General features: G+C 69.6%; 17 protein-coding genes and 1 pseudogene. 9 read left to right on the top strand and 9 right to left on the bottom strand.

Going from position 1 to position 17,597, the window contains the following annotated elements:
• Positions 1 to 3 precede the first annotated feature (3 nt).
• The 3 genes from ACFYXF_RS05255 to ACFYXF_RS05245 are packed head-to-tail and all read right to left on the bottom strand — an operon-like array spanning position 4 to position 2,478.
• Positions 4 to 882 (bottom strand): ABC transporter permease, encoded by an 879-nt coding sequence (locus ACFYXF_RS05255; RefSeq protein WP_389348182.1) that lies wholly within the window; start codon positions 880 to 882, stop codon positions 4 to 6.
• Positions 883 to 913: 31 nt separating this feature from the next.
• A complete protein-coding gene (locus tag ACFYXF_RS05250) occupies positions 914 to 1,765 on the bottom strand; it encodes a sulfurtransferase (protein WP_389348181.1) in 852 nt (283 codons plus the stop codon).
• Complete coding sequence (locus ACFYXF_RS05245; RefSeq protein WP_389348180.1) at positions 1,762 to 2,478, bottom strand: alpha/beta hydrolase; 717 nt, start codon at positions 2,476 to 2,478, stop codon at positions 1,762 to 1,764. The genes ACFYXF_RS05250 and ACFYXF_RS05245 overlap by 4 nt, the downstream gene beginning before the upstream one ends.
• A gap of 345 nt (positions 2,479 to 2,823) precedes the next feature.
• Between ACFYXF_RS05245 and ACFYXF_RS05240 the strand changes: the two genes are divergently transcribed.
• Entirely contained in the window at positions 2,824 to 3,672 is an 849-nt protein-coding gene (locus ACFYXF_RS05240) for a LysR family transcriptional regulator (protein ID WP_389348179.1), read from the top strand.
• 59 nt (positions 3,673 to 3,731) lie between these two features.
• On the opposite strand, the gene ACFYXF_RS05235 is transcribed toward ACFYXF_RS05240, so the two are convergent.
• Genes ACFYXF_RS05235 through ACFYXF_RS05215 form a run of 5 tightly spaced genes read right to left on the bottom strand, consistent with a single transcriptional unit; the run spans position 3,732 to position 8,337 of the window.
• Positions 3,732 to 4,130: a MarR family winged helix-turn-helix transcriptional regulator gene (locus ACFYXF_RS05235; protein WP_389348178.1), complete on the bottom strand. Its 399-nt coding sequence runs from the start codon at positions 4,128 to 4,130 to the stop codon at positions 3,732 to 3,734.
• Positions 4,131 to 4,170: 40 nt separating this feature from the next.
• A complete protein-coding gene (locus tag ACFYXF_RS05230; protein ID WP_389348177.1) occupies positions 4,171 to 5,202 on the bottom strand; it encodes a LacI family DNA-binding transcriptional regulator in 1,032 nt (343 codons plus the stop codon).
• The gene (locus tag ACFYXF_RS05225; protein WP_389348176.1) at positions 5,199 to 6,104 is read right to left on the bottom strand and encodes a carbohydrate ABC transporter permease; all 906 of its coding nucleotides are present in this window, start codon (positions 6,102 to 6,104) and stop codon (positions 5,199 to 5,201) included. Before ACFYXF_RS05225 ends, ACFYXF_RS05230 begins: the two co-directional genes overlap by 4 nt.
• Positions 6,101 to 7,024: a carbohydrate ABC transporter permease gene (locus ACFYXF_RS05220; RefSeq protein WP_389348175.1), complete on the bottom strand. Its 924-nt coding sequence runs from the start codon at positions 7,022 to 7,024 to the stop codon at positions 6,101 to 6,103. Before ACFYXF_RS05220 ends, ACFYXF_RS05225 begins: the two co-directional genes overlap by 4 nt.
• On the bottom strand, positions 7,021 to 8,337 hold the full coding sequence (locus tag ACFYXF_RS05215) for an ABC transporter substrate-binding protein (protein WP_389348174.1): 1,317 nt from the start codon (positions 8,335 to 8,337) through the stop codon (positions 7,021 to 7,023). Before ACFYXF_RS05215 ends, ACFYXF_RS05220 begins: the two co-directional genes overlap by 4 nt.
• 200 nt (positions 8,338 to 8,537) lie before the next feature.
• Between ACFYXF_RS05215 and ACFYXF_RS05210 the strand changes: the two genes are divergently transcribed.
• The 6 genes and pseudogenes from ACFYXF_RS05210 (at position 8,538) to ACFYXF_RS05185 (ending at position 14,682) form a co-directional block, all read left to right on the top strand.
• Complete coding sequence (locus tag ACFYXF_RS05210) at positions 8,538 to 10,559, top strand: beta-galactosidase (RefSeq protein ID WP_389348173.1); 2,022 nt, start codon at positions 8,538 to 8,540, stop codon at positions 10,557 to 10,559.
• 155 nt (positions 10,560 to 10,714) lie between these two features.
• A pseudogene (locus ACFYXF_RS05205) lies at positions 10,715 to 12,298 on the top strand (arabinogalactan endo-beta-1,4-galactanase).
• A 198-nt stretch (positions 12,299 to 12,496) separates the two neighbouring features.
• Positions 12,497 to 12,784 carry an ArsR family transcriptional regulator gene (locus ACFYXF_RS05200; RefSeq protein ID WP_389348172.1) on the top strand — a complete coding sequence of 96 codons (288 nt, stop codon included), beginning with the start codon at positions 12,497 to 12,499 and terminating at the stop codon, positions 12,782 to 12,784.
• Positions 12,785 to 12,981: 197 nt separating this feature from the next.
• Entirely contained in the window at positions 12,982 to 13,410 is a 429-nt protein-coding gene (gene crcB, locus ACFYXF_RS05195) for a fluoride efflux transporter CrcB (protein WP_389348171.1), read from the top strand.
• Positions 13,407 to 13,763 (top strand): fluoride efflux transporter CrcB, encoded by a 357-nt coding sequence (crcB, locus tag ACFYXF_RS05190; protein ID WP_389348170.1) that lies wholly within the window; start codon positions 13,407 to 13,409, stop codon positions 13,761 to 13,763. The genes crcB (ACFYXF_RS05195) and crcB (ACFYXF_RS05190) overlap by 4 nt, the downstream gene beginning before the upstream one ends.
• A gap of 85 nt (positions 13,764 to 13,848) precedes the next feature.
• Positions 13,849 to 14,682 (top strand): undecaprenyl-diphosphate phosphatase, encoded by an 834-nt coding sequence (locus ACFYXF_RS05185; protein WP_389348169.1) that lies wholly within the window; start codon positions 13,849 to 13,851, stop codon positions 14,680 to 14,682.
• Here ACFYXF_RS05185 and ACFYXF_RS05180 read toward each other — a convergent pair.
• On the bottom strand, positions 14,622 to 15,167 hold the full coding sequence (locus ACFYXF_RS05180) for a GNAT family N-acetyltransferase (protein WP_389348168.1): 546 nt from the start codon (positions 15,165 to 15,167) through the stop codon (positions 14,622 to 14,624). The two genes, ACFYXF_RS05185 and ACFYXF_RS05180, sit on opposite strands and share 61 nt — an antisense overlap.
• A gap of 201 nt (positions 15,168 to 15,368) precedes the next feature.
• Between ACFYXF_RS05180 and ACFYXF_RS05175 the strand changes: the two genes are divergently transcribed.
• Positions 15,369 to 16,058 carry a FadR/GntR family transcriptional regulator gene (locus ACFYXF_RS05175; RefSeq protein WP_369032004.1) on the top strand — a complete coding sequence of 230 codons (690 nt, stop codon included), beginning with the start codon at positions 15,369 to 15,371 and terminating at the stop codon, positions 16,056 to 16,058.
• Positions 16,055 to 17,551 carry an amino acid permease gene (locus ACFYXF_RS05170; protein WP_389348167.1) on the top strand — a complete coding sequence of 499 codons (1,497 nt, stop codon included), beginning with the start codon at positions 16,055 to 16,057 and terminating at the stop codon, positions 17,549 to 17,551. Before ACFYXF_RS05175 ends, ACFYXF_RS05170 begins: the two co-directional genes overlap by 4 nt.
• The last annotated feature ends 46 nt before the right edge of the window (positions 17,552 to 17,597 follow it).

The following is a 17,597-nucleotide window of genomic DNA, read 5'->3' as shown; positions in this document are numbered from 1 at the left end:
GGATCACGCCTCGCCCTCGAAGTTGGCCCGCCAGGTCAGCAGTCGGCGCGACAGGACCCGTACGGCGAAGTCGCAGGCCAGCCCCAGCAGCGCGTACACCGCGAGGCAGAGCACGATGATGTCCGTACGGAAGTACTGCTGCGCGTTGCTCATCAGATAGCCGAGCCCCGCGTCCGCGTTGATCTGCTCGGCGAAGACGAGCGCGAGCCAGGCGGTGGAGAGCGCGTACCGGAGCCCCACGAGGGCGCCGGGCAGCGCGCTCGGCAGGATGACGTACTTGATCAGACCGAACCGCCCGAGGCCCATCATCCGTGCGGCCTCGACGAGTTGGGCGTCGGTGGACCTGATCCCGCCGTAGATGTTGAAGTACAGCGGGTAGGTGACACCGAGGGCGACCAGGGCGATCTTCGGGGTCTCCTCGATGCCGAACCAGACGATGAACAGCGGGATCAGACCCACCCAGGGGATCGCCCGGAACATGCCCATCGAGGAGTCGATGACGTCCTCGCCGAGCCGGAACAGCCCGGCGAGCAGGGAGAGAACGAGCGCGACCGTCGCTCCGATGAGGAAGCCGATGGCGGCGCGGCGGCCCGACGCGGCGATGGCGCCGGGCAGTTCACCGTTCTTCGTCAGGTCGACGGCCTGCTTCAGGACGTCCACGGGGGAGGCGAGCACCGACTCGGGCAGCACACCGGTGGCCGAGGTCAGGAACCAGAGGAGTACGAGGCCCACGGGCCCCGCGGCCCGGCGCACCGAACGGGGCAGTTGGAGTCGGCGGGTGGTGCGGGTGGCGCCTCGGATGGTGATCCGGGGTGCCGGTTCCGGGGGAGTGTCGGTGCGCGGCGGAGCCAGGGGCGCCGCGTCGAGCGGTTTGGTGGTCATGGCGGGGTTCCTCTCGCGGGGCCCTGGAGCCTCAGGACGGGTGCGGGCCGGTCGCGGCCGGGCGGGTGGGATCGGTGGACCAGGCGGACCAGGAACCGGCGAAGAGGGTCGCCTCGTAACCGGCGAGGGCGAGCGCGGCGATCTGGTGGGCGGCGGTGACACCGGAACCGCAGTACACGCCGATGCGTGACGCGTCACCGGCACCCCGGTCCTCGAACCGCTTGCGCAGCAGTTCGGGGGACAGGAAGGTCCCGTCGGCCGCGAGGTTCTCCCCGGTGGGAGCGGACACCGCCCCCGGGATGTGGCCGGCGCGCGGGTCCACCGGCTCCACCTCGCCCCGGTACCGTTCACCGGCGCGGGCGTCCAACAGCAGCCCGTCGCGGGCGAGTTCGGCGGCGCCGTCGGCATCGGTGAGCGGTAGCCCGCCCGCGCGCAGGACGACATCGCCGGGTTCCGGATCGGCCGGGATGCCGGACTCCAGCGGCAGTTCTGCCGCCCGCCAGGCACCCAACGCCCCGTCCAGCAAGGTCACTTCGGTGACCCCGGCGTACCGGAGCAGCCACCAGGCCCGAGCGGCGGCGGTGTTGCCCAAGTCGTCGTGGACCACGACCGGTTGGCCCTGTCGGAGCCCCCAGCCCCGGGCCGCCGCCTGCAACTCGCCGATGTCAGGCAGCGGATGGCGCCCGCCCTCGGGGCTCGGCGGCGCGGCCAGCTGGGTGTCCAGGTCGACGTACACCGCGCCCGGGATGTGCGCGTCCGCGTAGTGGTCGCGGCCGTACGGGTCGCCGAGCGCCCAGCGGACGTCGAGGACCAGCGGCGGCCGCTCGGAGGCGAGGGCGTCGCGCAGTTCGGAGACGGTCGTCGTCACACGCGAGGTGCTCATGCGAGGCCCTCCGCGATCGCGGGCAGCTCGGGGGAGAGGCGCAGCCGTTCCAGGAAGAGGACGACCGTGGCGGCGGCCGTGCGGTGCAGCGCGTCGTTGAGCACGTCGTGCCGGCCGCCGTCGAAGGTGACGGTCCGGACGTTCGCGTGCCCCTCGTAGACGTCGAGTACCTGGTCGAGCGGGCTGATCAGGTCGTCCTTGCCGTGCAGGGCGAGTACGGGCACCTCGACCTGGTCGAGCCGCAGCTCCGGCAGGTCGACGGCCGCGTCGATCGCCCCGCGCCGGAACGCGGAGTCGCCGGCGAGGCGCCCCTGGTGGGTCGGGCAGGCGGTCCGCGCCGCCAGCTCGCCCTCCCAACTCCCCGACTCCCAGGGGCTCGTGGGCAGGCCGACGAGGATCAGCGCGTCGACGCCCGCCGGGTGCTCGGCGGCGAGCTGGACGGCGTACCGGGCACCCGTGTCCGAACCGACCAGGACCTTCGGGCCCGGCAGGGACTCGTCGGCGAGGAGCTTGGCCGCCTCGTCGAGCACGGACGGATCGGCGGACGGGTCGCCCAACGCCCGTACCCGGTATGCGTCGAAGGCGAGACGGCGGCCGAACCGCTCGTACAGACCGCCGTGTTCGCCCCGGCCGGGCAGCACGATCAGCGTGCCGCGCCCGGCGAGGCCTTCGGGTTCGTCCCAGGAGGCGGGGGAGGGCAGGGAAGAGGGCATGAGGAAGCAACTCCCGTTGCGGGGTGAGGGAAGAAAAAAGGGGGGCGGAGAGCGTGAGCGGGTACGGCCTACCGGCATGCGGGCAGCGCGGAACCGATCAGTGGAGGCCGTACGGAAACGCCGGGAGGCGGCGTGGGATCAACGACAGCGCGCGGTGCACGCGACGCCGAAGTCGATGACTCGGCGCTGCGTGAGCAGGGCAGCAGATGCGGTCGGATACGCCATGCCCTCATCATGACCGGCACCCGTGTACGACGTCCAACGACGATTCCGCATCGAAATCGATCGCAATCCGTGATCGATCGAGAATGGCGATCGATGACCCGCGCGGGCTACGGTCACCGTATGCCCCAACCAGTCCTCGACATCGTGGCCCTGCGCAGCCTGACCGCGATCGCCGACCACGGCGGCTTCCATCGCGCGGCCCAGGCACTCGCCCTCAGCCAGTCCGCGGTCAGCCAGCACGTCCGCAGGCTGGAGAAGATGCTGGGCAGGCCCGTTGTCGAACGTGAGGGCCGGGGCACACGGTTCACCCCGGAGGGTCGGCTGCTGCTGGAACAGGCGCGTCGTGTCCTCGCCGTCCACGACGAGGCCGTACGGACCCTGCTCGATGTCGACGGCGACACGATCACCCTCGGCTCCACCGAGCACGCCGCCGACCAGTTCCTGCCCCGGCTGACCGCGGCCGTCGAGGCGGTGCGCCCCGGCTGCCGGGTGCGGTTCCGGATCGACCGGTCGGCACGCCTTGTGGAGGCGGTGGAGCGCGGCAGCGTGGATGTCGCGGTGTACGTCACGGAGGCGGCGGCGACGGAGGGCACACCGGTGGGCGGCCTGCCCCTGACCTGGCACGCCCCGCCCGGCTGGGCACCCCCGGCCGCCCCGGCCCCCGTCCCGCTGGTGGCGATCGAGGACCCCTGCGCGATCCGCCGCCGCGCCATCGCGACCCTCGCCGAGCAGGGCGTCCCGGCATCGGTGGTAGGCGACGCGGGCTACCTGGCAGGCGTCCTGGACATGGCCCGCACAGGCAGGGGAGTGGCCCTCCTGGCCACAGTAGGCCCGGCCCCCGACGGCCTCACCCCGTACAAGGGCCTCCCCCCGGTCCCCCCGATCCCGATGAGCGCCCTGGCCCGCCCAGGAGCAGACCCGGCAACGGTAGAGGCAGCGTTCAAAGCGGTAAGACAACTACTGGCCTAAGCCCCGACAGGGGCGCGGGGAACTGCGCGACAAGCCCCCACCGGCGCGCACCAGACGAACTACCTGTCTCCCAAGGACCGTTCCAGGGCAGCCCGTTGAAGCGGCAGTACCTCGTCGTGCAGCTCACGACCACGCGCCGTCAAAGCCACCCGCACCCCCCGCCGATCCTCCACGCACATGCTCCGCTCGACCAGCCCGTCCTTCTCCAGCCGCCCGATGAGCCGAGACAACGCACTCTGACTGAGATGAACCCGTCCGGCGATGTCCTGCACCCGGCACTCCTCGCCCGGATCGGAGGCGGCCGTCTCGGAGACAAGGACGTCGAGCACCTCGAAGTCACTGGCCCCCAGGCCATGCGGATGCAGCACACGATCGATCTCGCACATCGTGCGCGCATGCGCAGCCAGAATGTCCCGCCACTGGTCCGCCAGCCCCGCACCGGCCTTGTTCACTGCCATGCACCCCATGTTAATGCGTATGCATAAAAACAGGCATGCCTCAGGCGGACCCCCGCTTGATCAGCTCGGTCGGCAGGATCACCGCCGCCGGATCCTCCCCGCCGATCTGCGCGAGCAGCACCCGCACCATCTCGGCGCTGATCCGGTCGTACGGCTGCCGGATGGTCGTCAGCTGGGGCCGGGCGGCCAGCGCGGCCGAGGAGTCGTCGAAGCCGCCCACCGACACGTCCCCGGGAACGGACCGCCCCGCCCGCTCCAGCGCCGTGAGCACCCCCTGTGCCATCAGGTCGGACGCGACGAACACGGCGTCCAGGTCGGGGCACCGGTCCAGCAGCCGTTCCGCGCCCGCCTCGCCGCTGGCCCGGCTGTAGTCGCCGGAGACGACGAGGCGGTCGTCGTACTCGATGCCCTCCTCGGCCAGGACCTCGCGGTAGCCGGCGAGGCGCTCCACACCGCCCGGGGTGTCGAGCGGACCGGTCACCACGGCGATACGGCGACGGCCCAGCGACAACAGATGCCGGACCATGTCCCGGGCACCGTCACGGTCGGCCGCCGCCACATAGCTCACCTTGGAGCCGAGCCCGATCGGCTTGCCGCACGCGACCAGCGGGACGCCCGCCTCGCACAGCTCCTGCGCGACCGGGTCGCCGGAGTGGCTGGAGACCAGCAGCACCCCGTCGACATGACCGGCGGTGATGTACCGCGTGATGCGGCGCCGTTCGTCCTCGGTGCCCGCCAGCATCAGCAGGAGCGGGATGTCGTGCGCCGCCAGTGCCTGGGTGCAACCCCGCAGCAGGACATTGAAGTTGGGGTCCTCGAAGAACCGCTCCTGAGGCTCCGTCAGCAGAAAGCCGATCGAGTCGGAGCGGCCGGTGATGAGCGAACGGGCGTGGCGGTTCACCACGTAACCCGTCTTGCGGATCGCGGCGTTCACCGCCTCCTGGGCAGTCGGGCTGACGTAGTGGCCGCCGTTGAGCACGCGCGAGACGGTGCCTCGTGAGACCCCCGCCTCGCGCGCCACGTCGTGGATCGTCGGCGGTTTGCGCCGGCCCCCGGTATTGCTCATGGTCATGACTTTACGGCTCCGGACAGCAGGTCGAGGCTCCAGAACCGCTGGATGACCAGGAAGAGCGCGATGAGCGGGATGACCGCCAGGAACGCGCCGGTGATCACCAGTGTGTAGAGCGCCGGAGTGGCCGCTCCCTGTTCGAGAAGCGTGAACAGACCCAGCGTGATCGGGAACTTCTCGTCGTCGCTGAGCATGATGTAGGGGAGCAGGAAGTTGTTCCACACGGCCACGAACTGGAACAGGAACACCGTCACCAGACCCGGGATCATCATCGGGAGCGCGACCCTGGTGAAGATCCGCCACTCGCCCGCGCCGTCCATCCGCCCGGCCTCGACGACGTCCGCCGGCACCGCTGCGGCGGCGTAGATCCGCGCGAGGTAGATGCCGTACGGGGAGAGGATCAGCGGCAGCAGCACGGACGCGTAGGAGTCCGTGATGTCGGCCTTCGCCAGCAGCAGGTACTGCGGGATCGCGAGGATCACCGGCGGCATGAGCACGCCCGCCATCAGCACGCTGAACACCGTCTCGCGGCCACGGAAGCGGTAGATCGCGAGGGCGTATCCGCTGATGGCGCTCACTGCCGTCGACAGGAGGGCGCCGAGGCCGGCGTACAGGGCGGAGTTGCCCATCCACTTCCAGTAGACGCCGTCGCGGTAGGCGCTCAGCTCCTTCACGTTGTCCGTGAAGCCGCTGCCGGGCAGGAACGTGAACGTGGAGAACAGCTCACTGCCCGATTTCGTCGCCGCGATCACCACCCACGCGACCGGGAGCAGGCAGTACAGCGCGCCCAGCAGAAGCGTGATCGTCGGGATCAGGGCGATCCGGCTGCGCAGGGGCGGGCGTTGTGCGGTGCCGGGCCTGGTGCCCGTCGCCGCTTCCGCCTTGCCCACGGCAAGAGAACTCATCGTGCTGCCTCCTGCTTGTTACGGGAGTTCGCGGCGCGCAGGAAGCCGAACGACAGAACCAGCGTGACGATCGCGATGAGCGTCGCCTCGGCGGCGGCCGAGTAGATGTCACCCTTGCCGAAGGCGTCCTGGTACACCTTCATCAGCGGACTCCACGTCGTGGGCACGGAGTTGGTGAGCGGCTTGAGGGTGGTCGGCTCGCTGAACACCTGGAGCGTCGCGATGATGGAGAAGAAGAAGGTCAGCACCAGTGAGGGCGCCACCATCGGGATCTTGATCCTGAGCGCGATCTGCAGCGGGGTGGCGCCGTCCAGCTTCGCCGCCTCGTACACCTCGGCCGGGATGGACCGCAGCGCGGTGTAGATGACGATCATGTTGAAGCCCGTACCGCCCCACACCGCGATGTTGGAGAGGGCGAGATACAGCGGACCGCCGTCCAGCAGGTCCGGCTGCGGCAGCCCCAGCTTGTCGAGGACGAAGTAGAACGGGCTGACGTCCGGGAGGTAGAGGAAGCCCCAGAGCAGTGCGGCGACGACGCCCGGGATGGCGTACGGGAGGAAGATCGCGAGCCGGGTGAAGGGCGCGAGCCGCACCTTGTCCGCGTCGAGCATCAGCGCGAAGACAAGGGCGAGGCCCAGCATCACCGGGACGACGATCGCGCCGTAGCCGACCACGCGCAGCGCGCCGTCGAGCAGTTCGCTGTCGGTCAGGGCGTCGGTGTAGTTGCCGATCCCCGCCCAGACCTCCTTGCGCGCCCCGGAACCGAGGCCCAGGCCGGACACCTTCACCTTGTGGAGGCTCAGCCAGAGCGCGTAGCCGATGGGCAGCGCGAAGAACAGGGCGAACAGGATCACCGCGGGGAGGAGGAAGGCGTACGGGGCCCCCTTGACCCCGTACGACCTCCGGCGTGCGCTGGTCACTCCGCGACTCCGAAGCCCTGCTTCTTCAGGTCGGCGACCGTGTCGTCCTGCATCGTCGTCAGGGCGGCACCGAAGTCCGACTTGTTCTTCGCGGCGGCGGCGAACGCGTCCTTGAACGACGTGTACGCCACGTTCACGTTCGGGCCCCACGCGGAGGGCGCCGTGGTCTTTGCGATCTCCGAGGCCTTGGTGTAGAAGTCCGCCTGGTTGGAGAAGAAGTCGGGCGACTTGGCGAACGCGCCGCTGAGCTGGGCGCCCGTGGCGGCCGGGTAGATCCCGCCCTCCTTCGCGAGCGCGGCCAGCGCGTCGCCGTCGGTGTTCAGCCAGGCGGCGAACTTCGCGGCGGCCGCCTTGTGGCCGGAGTCCGTGGTGACGGCGGTCGAGGAGCCGCCCCAGCTGCCCGTCACGTTCTCACCGGCCGACCACTGGGGGAGCGGGGCCATGGCCCACTTGCCCTTGGTGTCCGGCGCGGCCGTCGTCAGCGTGCCCGGCGCCCACACCGCGCTGACCCACGCGATCTGCTTGCCGGTGTTGAGCGCCTTGTTCCAGGCCGGGGTGTACATCGGCTGGTTGTCGATGGCGTCCTCCTTGACGAGGTCGCCCCAGAACTTGGCGACCTTCTGGGTCGCCGCGTCGTCGATGCCGACCTTCCACTTCTCGCCGGAGGTCGTCCACCACTTGGCGCCGGCCTGCTGGGCGAGGCCCGCGAAGAGACCGGAGTCGTTGGCGGAGAAGGTGGTGAGGTCCTTGTCCGGGGCCTTCTTCTTCAGGTCACGGGCGGTCTGGGCGAAGTCCTCCCAGGTCGTCGGGACCTTCAGGCCGTACTCCTTGAAGAGGTCCTCGCGGTAGTAGAACATCATCGGCCCGATGTCCTGCGGCACCGCGTACACCGCGTCCGTGCCCAGCGTCGTCTGCTGCCAGACACCCTCGGCGAAGTCCTTCTTCGCGTCGCCGACCTCGCCCGAGATGTCCGCGAGCGCGTCGTTGCTGACCAGCGTCGGCAGCGCCTGGTACTCGGCCTGCACCAGGTCCGGCGCCTTCTTGGCCTTGTGCGCGGTGAGGATCTTCGTGACCAGCGTGTCGCCGGACGCCTGCTTCTTCACCGTGACGGTGATCTGCTGCTCCTTGCCCGGCCCCTTGTTCCACAGGTCGACGACCTTGTCCATGCCGGGCGTCCAGGTCCAGTACGTCAGCGACACCGGGCCGGACTTGGCTTCGCTGTCGTCGTCGGACCCGCATGCGGCGAGTGTGGTGGCGCCGAGCGTGACGGCGACCGCGGTTGCCACGAGGCGCCACTGCTTCGTGTTCGGCATGGAACGTTCTCCCCTGACCATGGGGCTCCCGCCTGCTGCGAAAGCCCGCCATGCTTCTGTGAGCGTTCACAGTAGAGAAACATCCTCGATACTTGTCAATGGTTGTTGCCATGAGGTTATCTAGGCCCCGCGCTGCTAAAGCTGTGTGTGCACGTTCCCAAGATATGTTCCAGAGCGACAGACCGATCGGGAGACAATCCATGCCGGAGACCACCCCCACGGGCCTCACCAGGCTGGCCTTCGGCGGGGACTACAACCCCGAGCAGTGGCCGGAAAGCGTCTGGCGGGAAGACGTCCGGCTGATGCGCGAGGCCGGCGTCACGATGGTCAGCGTCGGGATCTTCTCCTGGGCCCTGCTGGAGACCGCACCCGGGGAGTACGACTTCGGCTGGCTCGACCGGCTCCTGGACCTCCTGCACGAGAACGGCATCCGCGCCGACCTCGGCACGCCCACCGTGGCCCCGCCGGCCTGGTTCTACCGCGAGCACCCGGAGGCGCTGCCGGTCACCCCCGAGGGCGTGCGCTACGAGTTCGGCTCCCGCGCCGCGATCTGCCACAGCAACGCCGACTACCGCGCCGCCGCAGCCAACATCACCACGAAGCTCGCCGAGCGCTACGGCGCCCACCCGGCCCTCGCCATGTGGCACGTCCACAACGAGTACGGCGTGCCGGTCTCGGCCTGCTACTGCGACTCCTGCGCCGCCCACTTCCGCCGCTGGCTGGAGACGACGTACGAGACGGTCGACGGCGTCAACGAGGCCTGGGGAACGGCCTTCTGGGGCCAGCGTTACGCGACCTTCGAGCAGATCAACCCGCCGCGTGCCACCCCCACGGTCGGCAACCCGGGCCAGGCCCTGGACTACAAGCGGTTCGCCGACGCCACCATGCGCGAGAACTTCGTGACGGAGCGGGACATCCTGCACCGCCTCGCGCCCGGCATCCCGGTCACCACCAACTTCATGACCGCGCTCAGTCAGTGCGACTCCGTCGACTACTGGGCCTGGGGCCGCGAGGTCGACATCGTCACCAACGACCACTACCTGATCACCGACGGCCGCCGCACCCACGTCAACCTCGCGATGGCCGCCGACCTCACCCGTTCCGTCGGCGGCGGAGCCCCCTGGATCCTCCTGGAGCACTCCACCTCGGGCATCAACTGGCAGCCCCGCAACCCCGCGAAGGCACCGGGCCAGATGGCCCGGAACTCCCTCGCCCACGTGGCCCGGGGTTCCGAGGGCGCCATGTTCTTCCAGTGGCGCCAGTCCCGGCGCGGCGCCGAGAAGTTCCACTCGGCGATGCTCCCGCACGGCGGCACCGAGACCCGCGTCTGGCGCGAGGTCGTCGAACTCGGCGCCTCCCTCGACTCCTTGACCCCGATCCGGGGCACCCGCACGGTCGCCGACGTGGCCGTCCTGTGGGACTGGCACTCCTGGTGGGCGCAGAACCTCCAGTGGCGCCCCAGCGAGGACCACGACCCGCGCGAGCGCGCCGACGCCTTCTACGAAGCCCTGTACGACCGCCACCTCACGGTCGACTTCGCCCACCCGGAAGCCGACTTGTCGGCCTATCCCCTTGTCGTCGTACCCGCCCTGTACCTGATGACGGAGGCCGCCGGGAACAACCTCAAGGAGTACGTCGAGAACGGCGGCACCCTCGTCGTCTCCTACTTCTCCGGCATCGTCGACGAGCACGACGCCGTCCACGAGGGCCCCTACCCCGGCGCCCTGCGCGACGTACTCGGCCTGACCGTCGAGGAGTTCTCGCCGCTCCTCCAGGGCGACGCCGTACGCATCACCGGCCCCGACGGCTCCGAGCTGACCGGCGACGTCTGGACCGAGTTCGTCGTCCCGCGCGGCGCCGAGACCGTGTGGACCTACGCCGACGGACTCACCGCCGACCAGCCGGCCGTCACCCGCCACCGCCTCGGCGAGGGCACCGCCTGGTACGTCTCCACCCGCCTCGACGCGCACGGCCTGGACGCCCTGCTCGGCTGGGCCACCGAGGACGCCGACCTCGCACCCCGCGCCGACCTCCCGCACGACGTCGAACTCGTCCGCCGCACCGGCGAGTCCGGCACCTACCTGTTCGCCGTCAACCACACCGCGTCGGACGCCAAGGTGCCCCTGGAGACAGCCGGCACCGAACTGCTGACCGGCGAACGAGCCTCGGGCCGCCTTGAGCTGCCCGCCGGAGCGGTCCGGGTCGTACGACTCGACAGCTGAGTTCGAAAGCCGATTTCGACGACCGAGTTCGAGACGGCCGAGCCGCAAGTTCCCCTCCGCCCGTGCGTGCCACGAGAGCCGCGGGCGGAGGGGCCCCTCCTTCCCCTCGGGAGGGACACCCCCAACCCATCACGTCGAAGGGACGACGGACGACGATGTTCCATCCCAGACGCACACCCGGGCGCACCACCAGGCGCGCACTCAAGGCCCTGCTGCTCCCGCTCGCCGCGGGCCTCGCCCTCACCGCCCTCCCCGCCACCTCCGCGCAGGCGGCCAGCACCCTCACCAACGGCGGCTTCGAGGCCGACGGTTCGGGCGCCGCTGTCCCCAACGGCTGGTCGGAGTACGGCAGTACGGGTGCCTCGTACGTGGAGTCCGGTGGCCACGGCGGCAGTTACCGCCTCTCCCACTACTCCGCCTCCGCCTACAAGGTGGAGACCTACCAGTACCTGTCCGGGCTGACCAACGGCAACTACAAGCTCACCGCGTGGGTGCGCTCCGGCGGCGGTCAGAACTCGGCCTACATAGCCCTGAAGAACTGCGGCAGTTCGGAACAGCGCACCGATCTGCCCGTCTCCGCGAGCGGGTGGATCCGGATCGTCGTGCCGATCGCGGTGACGAACAACCAGTGCACGATCAGCATCAACTCCGATGCCAACGCGGGCAATTGGATCAACGTCGACGACCTGACCTTCGCCTCCGGCACCGGCGGGCTGTCGATCAAGGGCGCCGACGTCTCCTCCCTCCCCAAGAGCGAGGCGCTGGGCGGTACTTACAAGACCAGCTCCGGCACGACCACGGACGCGCTGACGGTCCTCAAGAACTCGGGCATGAACTACGCGCGCGTCAAGGTCTGGGTCAACCCGGCCGACGGCTACAACAACAAGACACGCGTCCTCGCCATCGCCAAGCGCATCAAGGCGCAGGGCATGAAGCTGCTGGTCGACTTCCACTACTCGGACACCTGGGCCGACCCGGGCGCCCAGTCCAAGCCGGCCGCCTGGGCCGGACACTCGTACAGCCAGCTGAAGACGGACGTCTACAACCACACGTACGACGTCCTCAACGCCCTCAAGTCCCAGGGCACCACCGTCGACATGGTCCAGGTCGGCAACGAGATCAACGGCGGCATGCTGTGGTCCGAGGGCTCGACCGACAACTGGTCGCAGCTCGCCGGGCTGCTCAACTCCGGCTACGACGCGGTCAAGGCGGTCAACTCCGGTACGACCGTCGCGCTGCACCTGGCCAAGGGCGGCGACCTGGCGGGCACCCGCTGGTGGTTCGACAGCGCGGTCTCCAACGGTGTGAAGTTCGACGTGATCGGCCTGTCGTAATACGGCTACTGGCACGGCTCGCTCTACGACTTCCAGACCACCCTGGACGACGCGGCCTCCCGCTACGGCAAGCCGGTGTACGTCGCCGAGACGGCCTACCCCTTCCGTCTCGACAGCGAGGACTCGCACGAGAACATCATCGACCTGAGCAGTGAACTGGTCTCCGGGTACCCGGCGTCCACGGCCGGGCAGTCGGCCTGGTTCCGGGACATCCTGAACATCGTGGAGGCCGTCCCGAACGGCCGTGGCCTCGGCGTCTTCTACTGGGAGGCGACCTGGACCGCGGTCACCGGCAACGGCTGGGACCCCACGGACTCCTCCTCCGGCAACGGCTGGGAGAACCAGGCCCTGTTCGGCTACGACGACAGGGCGCTCCCCGCGATGACGTGGTTCAGCCACCGCTGAGCCCGAAGTGACAGGGGCCCGGACGCCTGAGGGGGGCGGCCGGGCCCCTGCGCGTTGCTGTGCAAGGGCTTGCTCGAACTCACGTGCGTGGCGAGGAGGGTTCGACCTCGGCCAAGAGGTGCGAAGCCCCGGACGTGGCGGCCCTGTCTGCGGGACATTGGGAAGTGCGGCACGTGGTGGCCGGGACGAGGAGGCGCGATGCTGAAGAGACCGGGGGGCGGGCAACGTCTGCAGATCCTGGAGTGGCTGAAGGATCCGGCCGCGCATTTTCCGCCCCAGCGGCACGGGGATCCGGTCCAGGACGGGGTCACGGCTGCGGCCGTGGCCGCGAAACTCGGGGTTCCGCGGTCTGTTGCCCATAGCCATCTGGGGCTGTTGGCGGGGATCGGGGCTGTTCGCACGAAGCGGATTCGGTGGCGGACGTTTTATCGGCCTGACGAGGTGCGGATTGCTGAGGTGGCTCGGATGTTCGAGAAGGGGTGGTGACTGGTGGGTTGAGTTGGCTGCGGGCCGGTGGGGGCTTGTCGCGCCCGCGCGGCGGAGCCGCATATCGACACAGCCCCGCGCCCCTTTCGGGGCGCTCACCGTAGCCCGGATACCGAGTGCAGCCCTCGCATCCCCGGCGTTACCCTGCTGACCTGCCGTGACTCTCGTTTGCGGCGGTGAGTAGGAGTTGTACGAGCATGACCGCCCCCGCCACCCCCGTTCTGCGCGGTCAGGCGCCCGTCGTCGCCGTGGTCGCGGTCGGTGGTGCGATCGGGGCCTGTGCCCGGTATGGGGCCGCCCTTGTTTGGCCCGCGCAGGTCGGCGGATTTCCCTGGACCACCTTCTGGGTCAACGTCGTCGGATGTGCCGTGATCGGCGTGTTCATGGTCGGCGTCACGGAGATCTGGGCCGTCCACCCCCTCGTAAGGCCCTTCTTCGGTACCGGTGTGCTCGGGGGGTTCACCACCTTCTCGACGTACGCCGTCGACATCCAGAAGCTGGTCGAGCACGGTCGTCCCGGCACCGGGTTCGCCTACCTCGCCGCCACCCTCCTCGCTGCCCTCGCCGCCGTGACGCTCGCGGCGACCGCCACCCGCCGGGTCCTGAAGGGTAAGAAGTCGTTGTGAACTGGCTGCTCGTGATCGCGGGCGGAGCGGTCGGCGCGCCCCTCCGGTATCTCACCGACCGGGTGGTCCGGTCCCGGCACGACAGCGCCTTCCCCTGGGGCACCTTCGCCGTCAACATCGCAGGCTGTCTGATCCTCGGCCTGCTCACCGGCGCCGCCCCGGGCCAGCACCTCCAACTGCTCCTGGGTACGGGCTTCTGCGGTGCGCTGACCACGTACTCGACCTTCTCGTACGAGACCCTGCGGCTGGCCGAGGACGGGGCCGGTCTCCTCGCGGCTGCCTATGTGACGCTGAGCGTGGTGGCCGGGCTCGGGGCCGCTTTCGCGGGTGTATGGCTGGGCGGGGCGCTGTAGGGGCGGGCGGAGGGCGTCCGGGTCTTGCCCGGGTGTAGTAGGACTGGCCGCCGCAGCCCGCCCCTCCCCAGCAGAACTGGATTCCATGAGCGCCATCTCCGTCGGTCAGGCCGTCGTCCTCGGAGCCGTCGAGGGGGTGACCGAGTTCCTGCCGGTCTCCTCGACCGGCCATCTGAAGATCACCGAGGGGCTGATGAACATCCCCGTCGACGACGACGCCGTCGTCGGGTTCTCGGCCGTCATCCAGGTCGGCGCGATCGCCGCCGTGTTCGTGTACTTCTTCAAGGACATCGTCCGGATCGTCTCCGCCTGGGGGAGGGGTCTCGTCAACCGCGACGAGCGGCACCACCACGACTACAAGTTCGCCTGGTGGGTCATCTGCGCCACGATCCCGATCGTCGTCGTGGGCCTCGCCGCCAAGCCGCTGATCGAGGGCCCGCTGGCCTCGCTGTGGGTGGTCGCCGCCTCGCTGATCGTCGGGAGCGGGGTGATGTGGGCCGCGGACCAGATGGGCCGGCACAAGCGCGGTGAGGACGACACGTCGTTCAAGGACGCGATGCTGGTGGGCAGTTCACAGATCCTCGCCCTGCTCTTCCCCGGCTTCTCCCGATCCGGCGCCACCATGTCGACGGCGCTCATCCTCGACCTCGACCGGGTCGCCGCCACCCGGCTCTCCTTCTTCCTCGGCATCCCCGCCCTGACCGGCGCCGGGCTGTACGAGCTGAAGGACGCCCTGGGCGCGGGCGTGGGCGTCGCGCCGCTGGCGGTCGGCACTGCGGTCTCCTTCGTCGTCGCCTACGCCTCCATCGCCTGGCTGCTGAAGTTCGTCGCCAAGCACTCCTTCAACGCCTTCGTGATCTACCGGATCGTCGTCGGGGTGCTGCTGCTGGGGCTGCTGGGGGCGGGCGTACTGAACTGAGTGCCGAGGGTCAGCCGGAACCGCTCGTGCATCCGGCCGGGGTCACGGGGGCGCGGCGAGCGCTCTCCCGTGGGCTGGAACCCCATGCGTCGGTAGAGGCCTCGCGCGGCCGTGTTGCCGTCCACCACCGTCAACGAGACCGAAGTGGCACCGCCCCGAGCCGCGTGCTCGACAGCCGCGTAGATCAACGCTTCCCCCACGCCTCTCCCGCGCCAGGCTGGGACCACCCACATCGCGTCGAGCTGGCGCTCGTCCCCGGACGGCGCCGGCGGAGTCACCAACGCCGCGACGCCCACCGCCTCCTCCGCGGCCCGGGCCAGGAACCAGTCCCCGACCAGGATCCGCCGACGCCAGAACGCCTCGTCCCTCGCGCGCTCCTCGGCCAGGGTGGCACCGAACGCCTCGGGGTCCGCCTCCAGCGCGCGCAGACGCACTGCCTTGAGCGCGGCCCAGTTCTCGTCGCCCACCCGTTCGACTCTCGGCATGCCCACATGGTCGTGGCATCCGGGCAAGGACCTCCACGGATTTTCCCGCCCTGAGCTGCCTCAAGCTGCCTCAGTACCCGGAGTGTGAGGCGGTCCCGGGCCGCGCACCCTTGACAGCCCCGTCCCGCCACCCGGAGTATCACCCCCGTGAACCTGTCAGACAGCCAGACAGGTGGCTCGGTGCCGCGGCGCGTCAGCGCGATGGAAGCGGTCCTCGGTCATCTGCGCAGCGCCATCGAGCGCGGAGACTACGCCGTGGGGGACAAGCTCCCCTCCGAGGCCGAGCTGTGCCGGCGCCTGGAGGTGAGCCGGCCCGTGCTGCGGGAGGCCCTGCGGGCCCTGCAGACCATGGGCCTGACCGTCTCCCGTACCGGCAAGGGCACCTTCGTGGTGTCCAGCACCGTCGAGGACCCCACCTTCGGCGACTACGCGGCCAGCGACCTCCTCGAAGTCCGCCGGCACGTCGAGATCCCGGTCGCCGGCTACGCGGCCGTACGACGTACGCCCGAGGACCTCGACCACCTCGCCCATCTGCTCGACCGCATGGAGCACGAGACCGACACCACCGCGTGGGTCGCCATGGACACCCTCTTCCATCTGGCCGTGGCGCAGGCCGCCCAGAACCCGGTGTTCCGCCGGGTGATCGAGGAGATCCGGGACGCGCTGGCCCGTCAGTCGGCCTTCCTGAACGAGCTGGGCGGCCGGCGTGAGCAGTCCAACCGCGAGCACCGGGCGATCGTCGAGGCACTGATCGACCGCAGCGAGGACGACGCGGTGGACGCCATGTCCCACCACCTCGACCGGGTCTCCCGGACCCTCACCGACATCGTGCGCCCCGCGCACACGGACACTCCCCACGAGACATCCCCGGAAGGCGGAACCGACGCGTGAGCGAGCAATCCCTCCAGGACGGTACGGAGCACAAAAGGGCCGTTCACGTCGACGCCGGTGACGCGGGCTACAGCAAGTCGCTGAAATCCCGGCACGTCAACATGATCGCCATCGGCGGTGCCATCGGCACCGGCCTGTTCCTCGGCGCGGGCGGCCGGCTCGCCGACGCCGGCCCGTCCCTCTTCATCGCCTACGCGGTCTGCGGCATCTTCGCCTTCCTCGTCGTCCGGGCGCTGGGCGAACTCGTCCTGTACCGGCCCTCGTCCGGCGCGTTCGTGTCGTACGCCCGTGAGTTCCTGGGCGAGAAGGGCGCGTACACCGCGGGCTGGATGTACTTCCTGAACTGGGCCACCACCGGCATCGCTGACATCACCGCGGTGGCCACCTACACCCACTTCTGGGGCATGTTCTCCGACATCCCGCAGTGGGTGATCGCGCTGATCGCCCTGGCGGTCGTCCTCACCGTGAACCTGATCTCGGTGAAGATCTTCGGCGAGCTGGAGTTCTGGTTCGCCATCGTCAAGGTCAGCGCGCTCGTCATCTTCATGCTGATCGGCATCTTCCTGCTGGTCACCCAGCACGAGGTCGACGGCACCACCCCCGGCCCGTCCCTGATCACCGACAACGGCGGCGTCTTCCCCAACGGCCTGCTGCCCATGCTGCTGATCATCCAGGGCGTCGTCTTCGCCTACGCCTCCGTCGAACTGGTCGGTGTCACGGCGGGCGAGACCGAGAACCCCGAGAAGATCATGCCGAAGGCGATCAACTCGATCATGTGGCGCGTGGGCATCTTCTACGTCGGTTCGGTGCTCCTCCTCTCGATGCTGCTGCCGTGGAACAAGTACACGTCGGGCGAGAGCCCCTTCGTGACCGTCCTCTCCAACATCGGCATCCCGGCGGCCGGCGGTGTGATGAACCTGGTCGTCCTCACGGCGGCCATGTCGTCCCTCAACTCGGGCCTGTACTCCACCGGCCGCATCCTGCGTTCCATGGCGATGTCCGGCTCCGCGCCGAAGTTCACCGGCAACATGAGCCGCAGCCAGGTCCCGTACGGCGGCATCCTGCTCACCAGCGGTGTCTGCGTACTCGGCGTCGGCCTCAACTTCGTCGTCCCCGAGGACGCGTTCGAGATCGTGCTGAACTTCGCCGCGATCGGCATCCTGGCCACCTGGGGCATGATCATGGTCTGTCACCTGGTCTTCTGGCGGAAGACCGAGAACGGCGAGCTGACCCGCCCGAGCTACCGTCTCCCCGGCTCCCCGTGGACCGAACTCGTGACGCTGGCCTTCCTCGCCTCCGTCCTGGTCCTGATGTACGCCGACGGCGGCGCAGGCCGTACCACCGTGCTGTGTCTCCCGCTGATCGCCGGGGCGCTGGTCGCGGGCTGGTACGGCGTCCGCGCCCAGGTGGCCCGCAAGGCCGCCGAAGGCACCCCGTCCACCCCTTCCAACCCGTCCACCGGATCCAGCGGGTCGGCCGGAGCCGACGCGTGAACCACGCAGTGATGCAGGATGCAGTAATGCAGGAAGCAGCGCAGGC

The sequence above is a fragment of the Streptomyces sp. NPDC002680 genome, from assembly GCF_042889145.1.
Classification (GTDB): Bacteria; Actinomycetota; Actinomycetes; order Streptomycetales; family Streptomycetaceae; genus Streptomyces; species Streptomyces adonidis.
The sequence above is the reverse complement of the archived record's forward strand: the minus strand, read 5'-3'. Positions and strand labels throughout refer to the sequence as shown.